The following is a 10,231-nucleotide window of genomic DNA, read 5'->3' as shown; positions in this document are numbered from 1 at the left end:
CTCTCCTGGCTTGATACCGTACTGCCGAAGTTTGAGGTACAATGTGGATCGCTTCATACCGAGCAGTTTTTCAGCGCCGTTTTCGCCGCTGATGCGCCCTCCGGTTTTGTTGAGGATATATTGGATGTACCGCTTTTGGAGTTCCTGGAGCGTGGGGGTATCCGCATAGAGAGAGGTTTCGGTGCGTTGGCAGTGACCCCGTGCTTCGTGCTGCCCTCCGACAGCTAGATCAAAGGGGCCGCCCGTGTACAAGATGACGGCGCGTTCCACTGCGTTGCGCAGTTCCCGGATATTGCCCGGCCACTGATACTCGGAGAGGCGGCACAAGGTTTCCTCATCCGGATAGGGGAGCTTTTTGCCGTAGCGACGGGAGAAATGGTCGGTGAACGCCATGATGAGTTCTTCCAGATCTTCAAGGCGTTCGCGCAGCGGCGGGATGGTCACGGGGATGACCGAGATGCGGTAATAGAGGTCCTCGCGGAAAGTCCCCTCGCGCACGGCGCGGGGCAGGTCACGGTTGGTGGCGGCGATGAGCCGGAAGGAGGAATGGATCTCCTTGGTCCCGCCCACGCGCATGAAGCGGTGCTCCTGCAGTACGCGCAAGAGCTTGATCTGCATGTTCATGGGGATATCGCCCACTTCGTCGATGAACAGCGTGCCGTTGTCCGCCAGTTCAAAAAAGCCGATCTTCTGTCCCGTGGCGCCTGTGAAGGCGCCTTTTTCATGCCCGAAGAACTCGTTTTCGAAGAGATGCTCGGAAACAGAGGCCGGGTGTACGGCGACGAACGGCCCTTTGCAGCCGCTGTGCCGGTGCACGTAGTTGGCCATGACCTCCTTGCCCACGCCCGTTTCCCCGAGCAGGAGCACGGCGGCGTCCGTGGCGGAGACGACTTTGGCGCGTTCAAGGCACATGCGGAATGAAAGGCTCTTGCCCCACAGCTCGAGCCGTTCCTCCTGCGCCATCTTGGTGACGGCATGGATCTGCCGTACTTCGGCGCGCATGTTGCGGGCTTCGAGCAGGCGGAGGACATTTTTGAGTTCCGAAGCGCAGAGGAGCCCGACGCGGCTCAGATCCTCCTGGGCGCAATGGAGCATCCGGCTGGAGTGCGCGGAACTGTCCGCATAGAGCAGCCACGGGTTCCCGTCGGGAAGCCGGAAAGGAAGGCAGAGGAGATCCAGCCCGTTCTGCTGGGCCGCAAAAGGGGCTTCCTCACGGATGCGTTCCCGGATCAGATCGCGGCTCGGCACGAACATCCCGGAGGCGATTTCAGAGCCGGAGAGGTTACAGGAGCCGCGGCAGAGCAGGGTTTCACCGTCCATACGGAAAAGGGCTGTGCGTTCGGCGCGGAAGACCTTACGCAGGCAGGCCGCGAGCTGGTAGCAATATTCTTCAAGAGTTTCCCATTCATGGATGGAGCAGACTTCGCGGCAGCAGACATCGAAGGACGCTTCTTTCTGCTCCGGAGAAGGCCACGGGGAACGTTTCCTGCCCAGCCCGATACGGCTGAGGAGCATGAGGGAGGTTTCCTCGGCGGCCTCGGCTTCGGCTTCGCGCCCGAGGGTATTCAGGAGCTCGGAGCGCCGCCGTTCGGTGAACCCATACTCGATGGGCATGTTGGCGTCTTTGAGGATTTCAAGGCTCTTATCGAGCAGGTCAAGCGCGTCTTGCGGCGATTTTTTGCGGAGAAGGATCGCCTTCAGCCGCAGTGCGTGCCCCCTCATCATGGGGCTCGGGCTGATCTCGGCCTCGCGGAACAGGGTATCGAGATCGATGCCGGGCAGGGGCGGGAAGCCATGTTCGGCATAGAACACCGCGAGTTCGAGGATCCAGAGGTAGTTGTAGGACAGGGAGAAGGAAGGGTGGCGCTCGGCCTGCCGCAGGGTATCGGAGAGCAGGTTATAGGACATTTCGGCCCGGCCCATGCGGGAATAGCAGAGCGCGATGGCGGCGAAAGCCCGGAGCATCAGTTTGGGGTTGGCGGCCATCGTCGAGCGGGAGACGACGGTCTGGAGGATTTCTAGTGCGTCATTCTCGCGGCGCATGTAGGCGTAGAGGACGCCGAGGTGCTGGCGGCAGATCTGGGCGGACATGATGTTCCCTTCCAGTTCCGCCGTGCTGATGGCGGATTTGATCATGCCGAGGGCGTGGGCGAAGTGGCCGGAGTAGGCGGCGGAGGATGCCGCCTGGAGCACGAGCTGCGACTCGAAGAGGGGCAGTACGGGCTTATGGGTGCTCTTTTGGAGCATTTCGTAGCATTCGAGCGCTTGCTGGAAGTTCCCGCGGATGAAATGCATCACGATGAGGAAGGGCGTGATCCGGGTATATAGCTCCTTGTCGTCCAGGGTCTTGAGCAGCTTCATTGCGGAGTGGAACGTTTCATGGGCCCGTTCGAAATGGATGGTGCCCGTGAAGAACGTGGCGGACGCCTGCGCGAACCGGATGAGGACCAGGGTGCGCTTGTCCCCTGCCGTGGAGGCGTATTCCGCGGCTTTTTTCATGAAGGCAGAGGAGCGGCCCGCGTTCTTCATATAATAGAGGGAGGCGTCGTGGGCGGCGAAGGCATAATGGACGAAGGAGCGGGTTTCCGGGGCGGTGAGCCTGCGGTTCTGCCACTGCGCGAGCTGATTGAGGAGCAGCTCGAGATATCCGGAACTTCCGGCCGTGTCGGCTCTGCGCCGCAGGACGCGCATACGCTTCGTGCAGATCTCGCAGGCCGTTTCCGGCATTTTGGATTCGCAGGCGGAGATGAGTTCTTCGAGCGGCGATTCCGTATCGCGGAACAGGAGGGCCGGCAAAGCCTCCCTTAAATGGTCGGCCCCGGCCTGCGTCAGTTTCCATGTCTCGTCCCGCTGTTCCGCGAGGCCGTCGGCGGTCACTCGGTGCAGGGCTATTTCCGCCTGCGCGGCGGGGCATTCGAGCATCTGGATGAGGCACAGCGTCGAGCGTTCCTGTTTCAGAGACGACAAAAGCCAAAGAATCAAGAGGGATGTTGATTCTTGCATACCCGCGCACCCCCTGCGGAAATTTGTCTCAAAGTAGCGTGCCGCCTACGGCGCGTCAATGGCATCAGGCCCTGTCCATTATAAATTTTGGACAAAACGAGTCTAAAAACTGGACGAGTCCAGAATCTGGACAAACGCTTTCCTGCCTTTCCTCGTGTCGAATGCCAACAAGTCCATTCTTTCACTAGTAAAATCTTTTTTTCCGTAACATGGCATGGAGCTTGCTCTTCATAAGGCATCACTCGTTGAGGAGGCTCCTCGTGTTCTACGGATGGAAGTTGGCGACCATAGGTTCCTGCGGGAATCTGCTCCTTCAGGGAAGCGTGTTCTATACCATGAACGCCTTTATCGAACCCTTGGTCGAACTGCACGGTTGGAGCCGGGCCGGGATCGGTCTGAGCATGACTTTCGCATCGGCCATGATGACGTTGAGTATGCCGATAGGGATTATGCTCACAAACAAGATGAGCATCCGGATTCTGATGACGCTCGGGGCTTTCATCGGCGGTCTGAGCTATGTCGGGCTCGGCTACGTTGACGACATTCGTTTGTTCGCGGCGCTGTTCGCCATCGTATGGGTGTGCGGGCAGATCTGCGGCGGGGTGGTCGCCACCATGCTTATGAACCGCTGGTTCGCCGCCTACCGGGGCCGGGCTTTCGGGCTGGTCAACATGGGGACTTCCCTGTCCGGGGCGTTCCTGCCGTTCGTGGCCCTCGTGCTGGTGGACACGCTGGGCGTTTCATGGGCGTTTTCGATACTCGGCGGGCTCGCCTTCCTGCTTTTTCCCCTCTGCTGGCGGATTATCCGCAATACGCCCGAAGATATCGGCCTGACCATCGACGGCGTGGCGGCGAACCCTTTCGCGGCGGCACGGGAAGAGGAAAAGGTGGTTCCCATGAATTGGCGGGAGCTGGTGGCCAGCCGCCAGATGTGGATCATCGGCGTATCGTTCGGCATCGGCCTGATGGCCGTGGGGGGCGTGCTCAGCCAGCTCAAGCCCCGCTTTGTGGATACCGGCATGGGTTCGTATGTGGCGATGGGGTTCATGTGCCTGACCGCGCTGCTCGGGGCCGTGGGCAAGTACGCATGGGGCTGGGTCTGTGACCGCACCACTCCGCTGTTCGCCACAAAGCTGCTGTTCCTGTGCAATGCGTTGTCGTTGGCCTGCATCTTCCTGCCCCATACCTTGTTCAACGTCATCCTGTTCGTGGTGGGGTACGGCGTGTGCATGGGCGGCATTTGGACGGTATTCCCCTCCGTGGTCGCCTATCTCTACGGCAAGAAGCAGTTCCCCCACGTCTATAAGTATATTTCCCTGTTCGTGGCTGTGAAGTCCCTCGGTTACGCGGCTGTCGGGCTCTCCCACAGTCTCACGGGCAACTACAACATGGCATATATGGGGATGGTCATCCTGTTGCTGGCGGCTTTTGCCGCGACGTCGACCATCCGGGAACATGAGGCGGCGGAAGGAAACGTGTTTTCAACTTGTAACTGAGAGAGGAGACTTTCAGATGGCATCTGCAACACACGTATATCGCAACGGGACCATCCTGACTATGGATTCTGGAGGGAGCCAGGCGCAGGCGCTCGCGGTACGCGGGGAAACCATCCTCGCCGTCGGCTCCGACGCGGAAATCATGGCTCTTGCCGATCAGCATACGGTGGTTACGGATTTGCGCGGGCGGACCATGCTCCCCGGTTTCATCGACGGGCACAGCCACTTCGTCTCCGCCGGCCTCATGGCGGCCACGCAGCTCGATCTTTCCTCGCCTCCGGTGGGCGGCGTGAAGAACATTGCCGAGATCAAGGAACTGATCCGCGCGAAGGCCGCCGAAACCCCGAAGGGCGAATGGATCCTCGGTTTCGGTTACGACGATACGGGCCTTGAGGACAAGCGCCACCCGCTGGCCTCGGACATTGATGAGGTCGCCCCCGAGCATCCCGTGCTCCTGCGCCACGTGTCCGGCCACCTTTCCTCTTGCAACAGCCTCGCGCTGGCGAAGGCCAATTATACGAAGGATACCCCCGACCCGGTGGGCGGCGTGATCCGCCGCGACGAGCACGGCAACCCCAACGGCGTGCTGGAAGAACCCCCGGCACGCGAACCCGTGTTCCGCCATATCCCCGCTCCCACGGAAGCCGACTGGATGGAAGGCATCAAGGCCGCTTGCGCCGCGTATACGGCGAAGGGCGTGACCACGGCGCAGGACGGCTTTACCGCCACGGGCGACTGGGGCGCGCTGAAGCGGGCGCACGAACTCGGGCTGCTCCGCAACCGCGTGCAGATCCTGCCCGGCGTGTCGCGCATGGACATCAACACGTTCAACACGCACGTTTCCGGTACGCAGCTCACCGCCGACGGCAAGATCAGCCTCGGCGCGGCGAAGCTCCTCGCGGACGGCAGCCTCCAGTGCTACACCGGCTACCTGAGCAATCCGTACCACAAGGTCATCTATGATCTGCCCGACGGCCCCATGTGGCGCGGCTATCCGATGGAACCGGAACAGCAGTTCATCGAAAAGGTCGTGGGCCTGCACCGGCAGGGCTGGCAGCTCGCCATCCACGGCAACGGCGACGACGCCATCCAGATGATCCTCAACGCCTACGAAGAGGCGCAGAAGCGCTATCCCCGCGCCGACGCCCGGCACATTGTCATCCACTGCCAGACCGTGCGCGAGGATCAGCTCGACCGCATCAAGCGGCTTGGCGTGGTGCCCTCGTTCTTCGTGGTCCACACCTATTTCTGGGGCGACCGCCATTATGAAATGTTCCTCGGCCAGGACCGCGCCGAGCGCATCAGCCCGCTCCGCAGCGCCCTGAAGCGCGGTATCCCGTTCAGCAACCACAACGACACGTTCGTGACTCCCATCGATCCTCTGCTTTCCGTCTGGTCCGCCGTCAACAGGCGCACCAGCGGCGGACGCATCCTCGGCGAAAACCAGACCATCCCGGTCATGGATGCGCTGCGCAGCGTGACCTCGTGGGCCGCCTATCAGGCTTGCGAAGAACGCATCAAGGGCAGCCTTGAACCCGGCAAGCTGGCCGACTTCGTGATCCTCGAAGCCAATCCTCTGACGGTTGCCAAGGAAACCATCAAGGATATCGGGATTTCTGCGACCATCGTAGGCGACGAAGTCGTCTACGGCTCGTTGGATTAAAACGCTCCTCCCTCGCCGCCGGGGTGGCGGGCAACCCTTCCTCCCCTCCGCCCCGGCGTTTCCATAAACCGCAATCCCTGACGGGTATACTGTAACAAAAGCAAGGAACGAGTATGGAAAGCACATTTTATCCTTATCTGGGCGCACTCGGTTGGACTGGCCTCTTTCTCCTGATCGGCACAATCATCCGCGCAAAGGTAAAGTTTTTCCAGACCTTTCTCTTCCCCGCCTCGCTTATCGGCGGCATCATCGGGTTTTTCGTCCTGAACGCGGGCTGGCTCGGCATCCCCAGTTCCACCGGCTGGAAGACGATCACCCCGGTGACGTTCAGCACGATCACCTTCCACCTGTTCGCCTTCGGTTTTGTGGGCATTGGGCTTTTGCAGGCCAAGAGCGGCACCAGCGGTAAGGTCGTGGCCCGAGGCGCGTTGTGGATCGCGCTCATCTTCGGGTTGCTCTTCTCGGTGCAGGCGATGGTCGGCAAGGGGACGTTCGATGTGTGGAAGCTGCTCTTCGGCGGCGATTTTTTCACCGGCAACGGTTACCTGCTCGGCGCCGGCTTTACGCAGGGCCCCGGCCAGACGCAGGCGTACGCCAGCATTTGGGAAACCACTTATAAGATCAGCAACTCGCTGAACGTGGGGCTTGCCTTCGCCGCCGTCGGCTTCCTTGTCGCGGGCCTTGTGGGCGTGCCGCTGGCCTTCTACGGCATCAAGAAGGGCTGGGTTTCCATCGAAGGCGGAAAGCTTCCCCAATGCTTCCTGCGCGGCCTCATGGACAAGGGCGACAACCCCACCTGCGCCCGCTCCACGACCCACCCCGCCAACATTGACAGCGTGGCCTTCCACCTCGCGATCATGGCCACTCTGTACGCCCTCGCCTATGCCTTCGGCGTGTGGTGGCTGTGCACGATGCCCAAGGGCATCAACGGCCTCGGCATCGGCATGATCTTCGCGTGGGGTATGTTCTTCGCCATGATCGCCCGTAAGCTGATGGCCAAGTTCGACCTTATCCACCTCCTCGACGGCGAGACGACCCGCCGCCTGACCGGGGCTACCGTAGACTTCATGATCTGCGCCGTGTTCATGGGCATTCAGGTCCGCCAGCTCCAGGAAGTGGCCATGCCGTTCCTCATTGCGGTCGTGCTCGGCACCATCGCCACCCTGTTCATCTGCCTGTGGTTTGGCCGCCGTTCACCTGAACACGGCTTCGAACGCGGCCTGACCCTGTTCGGCTACTGCACCGGAACGGCGGCCTCCGGCCTGCTTCTGCTCCGCATCGTCGACCCCGACTTCGATACTCCTGTTGCCGTTGAAGTGGGCCTCATGAACGTGTTCGCCACTATCCTCTTTAAGCCGATATCATGGTCAATGCCGTTCGTCCCAGTGGAAGGCTTCCCCATGTTGTGGATATTCGTAGCCGTGACGGTCGTGACCCCCATCGTCATGTACTTCCTCAAGATGATCAGAAAGCCCGCCTTCTAAGGCATCAGGGGCGGCCTGAGGAGGGCCGCCCCTTCCCAAAGCGAATGTGCGCCTCACGGCGCTTTTCCCATAACGGCAAACAACGGCCGGAGTTGTCCGGTCTTAACCCTCTAAACGGAAGGAAGGAACGTATGAAGCGCATTGTAACCCTGATTCTCGCCGCTGGCCTGATTCTTGGCGCAACCTCCGCCGCTCAGGCGGTCGACTTCAAGGTTTCGGGCTTGATGCAGCACCGTGTGTCGTTTGCTGACCGCAACTTTGAAAAACACAACGGTGACGACAAAATGCGGGCATGTAGCCGTCTGCGTACCCAGATCGACGTGATTGCCTCGGAATCCCTCAAGGGCGTCATGTTCTTTGAAATCGGGCACCAGAACTGGGGCAAGTCCGCTCAGGGCGCGGCCCTCGGCACGGACGGCAAGGAAGTCAAGGTTCGTTACAGCTATGTCGACTGGGCCATCCCGCAGACCGACGCCAAGGTTCGCATGGGCCTCCAGAAGTATACGCTGCCGAACTTTACCGGCATCGGTTCCCCGATCCTCGACGCTGACGGCGCGGGCATCACCATCAGCAACCAGTTCACCGAAAACGTGGGTACGAACCTGTTCTGGCTGCGCGCCGCGAACGACAATGATCCCGAAATGACGAAGCACGACGCCCACGACGCGCTGGATTTCATCGGCCTGACCGTGCCGTTGACCTTTGACGGCGTGAAGGTGACCCCGTGGGGCATGGGCGGCATCATCGGACAGGACAGCTTCAAGGGCAGCGGCCCTGACATGACCGGCATCGCCATGCCCGGCATGTTGCCTCTCGGCGGCGACGCGACCATAGCCGCTTCCTCCGACAAGGATCACGGCAGCATCTGGTACGGCGGCATCGCTGCGGACGTGACCTATTTTGAGCCGTTCCGCTTTGCCCTTGATGCCGCCTACGGCAGCGTGGATATGGGAACCAGCAAGTACAACGGCAAAAACTTCGACGTGAAGCGCTCCGGCTGGTACGCCGCGTTCCTCGCCGAATACAAGCTGGAATCCTGCACCCCCGGCCTGTTGTTCTGGTACTCGTCGGGCGACGACGCCAACCCTTACAACGGCTCCGAACGTCTGCCCTCTATCGACCCCGACGTGTACGTGACCTCCTACGGCTTCGACGGCACGAACTACGGCGGAGCGGCTCAGACGCTTGGTTACGGCATTTCCGGCACGTGGGCCGTAATGGCTCGTGTGAAGGATATTTCGTTTATGGAAGATCTCTCCCACGTCCTGCGCGTTGTGTACTATCAGGGCACGAACAACAAGGAGATGGTCCGCAGCAAGATGATCTCGAACCCGCAGGACAGCGTGGCCAGCATGATGTATCTGACCACGGGCGACAAGGCCGTGGAAGTGAACTTCGACACGGAATACAAGCTGTACAAGAACCTCTCCCTGTTCGTGGAACTCGGCTACATCCGCCTCGATCTGGATAAGGATCTGTGGAAGGGCGTGGGCTACGAAGCGAAGGAAAACAATCTGAAGGGTACTTTCAGCATCATCTACAAGTTCTAGGGAAGCGGGAAATCCCGGTTTTCTGGAAGGGGGGCAGGGCCGCACGGACGTCTTGGCAGGCTGACATCCGGCTCTGTTCCCCAATCGGACGCGTCCCCGGGAGGGAGCCCGCCCTGAGGCGGCTTTGCTTTCCGGCGGGTTTCCCCGGAGACGGTTTGGATGTGTTTGAAAAGAGTATAGGGGCATCGGGGGAGGGGAAACTCTCTAGAAAAAAGAGGGGAACACCCCCACGTTTCTCCCTTCCTCAAAATTGCCAACGCGCTCGTGCTTCCTTTTTTCTTCAAAATCTTTTGTGGTTATCGAATCCCTGTTCGCAGTTTTTGCAGGCACGAAATTTCAAGGTGGAAATGCTGAGAGGCATTCTCTTTGATGCCGGGATAGTTTCACCCGTGCCGAAAAACGGCGGAACGAGATACAGCCTTTTGTGTACATCAGATTTCCGGAAAGGCCGGGGTTCTTCATGCCGCTGATGAGCACGGCGGCAGATCCTCTTGGCCCCGGCCTATCCGGCCCCCTGCCGAGGACGCTCCCCCGCCGTCGGCAGGGGGTTTATGTTTTCGGAGGGATATCCCGTGGGGTGGCCCCGTGCCCTGAGTGGAGGGGCTGTATTCTCCGCTTTGAAACCTATAGCGGGCGGAGCCGCTTTCATACTGGGTTCGCATCTTGATGCTGCTGCTGGATAAAAAATATCATAATAATTTGTTTTTAATTGCAAAAAATTCTTACAAACAAAAGAGGTGATACACGCTGGCCATAGGTATTTTTGAGGAAATTTTTTTATGTCCCTATACCGCGATGAACTATCTCTTTCTAATATATAGAAAACACTATAGTTCTAGAAAAGCTTGACACTATAGCGTGATAGCGTTATCTATTAAACAATAATTTTATGGGGATTCCAGTAATGAATCCCCTAAGTTCCCTGCCATTTATTGGGGAGCTGCATGCAACTGAGTAAGTTGGTGTGCAGATGTGTGTTTTCTATATGAAGCACACGGTAACCCGATTGGATCGGCAGGTTTTTTTAGCTCTCTC

The 10,231-nt window shown here is 59.5% G+C and carries 5 protein-coding genes; 4 read left to right on the top strand and 1 reads right to left on the bottom strand.

The window, feature by feature from the left end; genetic code table 11:
• The coding region (locus tag HMPREF0178_RS20505; RefSeq protein ID WP_009368371.1) for a sigma-54-dependent Fis family transcriptional regulator at positions 1 to 3,003 on the bottom strand (3,003 nt) is incomplete at its 3' end.
• 260 nt (positions 3,004 to 3,263) lie between these two features.
• On the opposite strand from HMPREF0178_RS20505, the gene HMPREF0178_RS12335 reads away from it, so the two are divergent.
• The 4 genes from HMPREF0178_RS12335 (at position 3,264) to HMPREF0178_RS12320 (ending at position 9,196) form a co-directional block, all read left to right on the top strand.
• Positions 3,264 to 4,499, top strand: coding sequence for an MFS transporter (locus HMPREF0178_RS12335; protein ID WP_009368370.1), 1,236 nt, complete (start codon positions 3,264 to 3,266; stop codon positions 4,497 to 4,499).
• 16 nt (positions 4,500 to 4,515) lie between these two features.
• Positions 4,516 to 6,162, top strand: a complete 1,647-nt coding sequence (locus HMPREF0178_RS12330; RefSeq protein ID WP_009368369.1) for an amidohydrolase — start codon at positions 4,516 to 4,518, stop codon at positions 6,160 to 6,162.
• Between the two features lie 113 nt (positions 6,163 to 6,275).
• Complete coding sequence (locus tag HMPREF0178_RS12325) at positions 6,276 to 7,646, top strand: sodium/glutamate symporter (protein WP_009368368.1); 1,371 nt, start codon at positions 6,276 to 6,278, stop codon at positions 7,644 to 7,646.
• A gap of 131 nt (positions 7,647 to 7,777) precedes the next feature.
• Positions 7,778 to 9,196: an outer membrane homotrimeric porin gene (locus tag HMPREF0178_RS12320; RefSeq protein WP_009368367.1), complete on the top strand. Its 1,419-nt coding sequence runs from the start codon at positions 7,778 to 7,780 to the stop codon at positions 9,194 to 9,196.
• Positions 9,197 to 10,231 lie beyond the last annotated feature (1,035 nt).

This window comes from Bilophila sp. 4_1_30 (assembly GCF_000224655.1).
Taxonomy (GTDB): domain Bacteria; phylum Desulfobacterota; class Desulfovibrionia; order Desulfovibrionales; family Desulfovibrionaceae; genus Bilophila; species Bilophila wadsworthia.
Note: the sequence above shows the minus strand (reverse complement) of the source record. Positions and strands in the feature narration are given on the sequence as shown.

What these genes read in the sequence shown, in the direction of transcription:
- HMPREF0178_RS12330 (WP_009368369.1), top strand. Translation starts at nt 4,516, where the DNA reads ATGGCATCTGCAACACACGTATATCGCAACGGGACCATCCTGACTATG.
- HMPREF0178_RS12325 (WP_009368368.1), top strand. Translation starts at nt 6,276, where the DNA reads ATGGAAAGCACATTTTATCCTTATCTGGGCGCACTCGGTTGGACTGGC.
- HMPREF0178_RS12320 (WP_009368367.1), top strand. Translation starts at nt 7,778, where the DNA reads ATGAAGCGCATTGTAACCCTGATTCTCGCCGCTGGCCTGATTCTTGGC.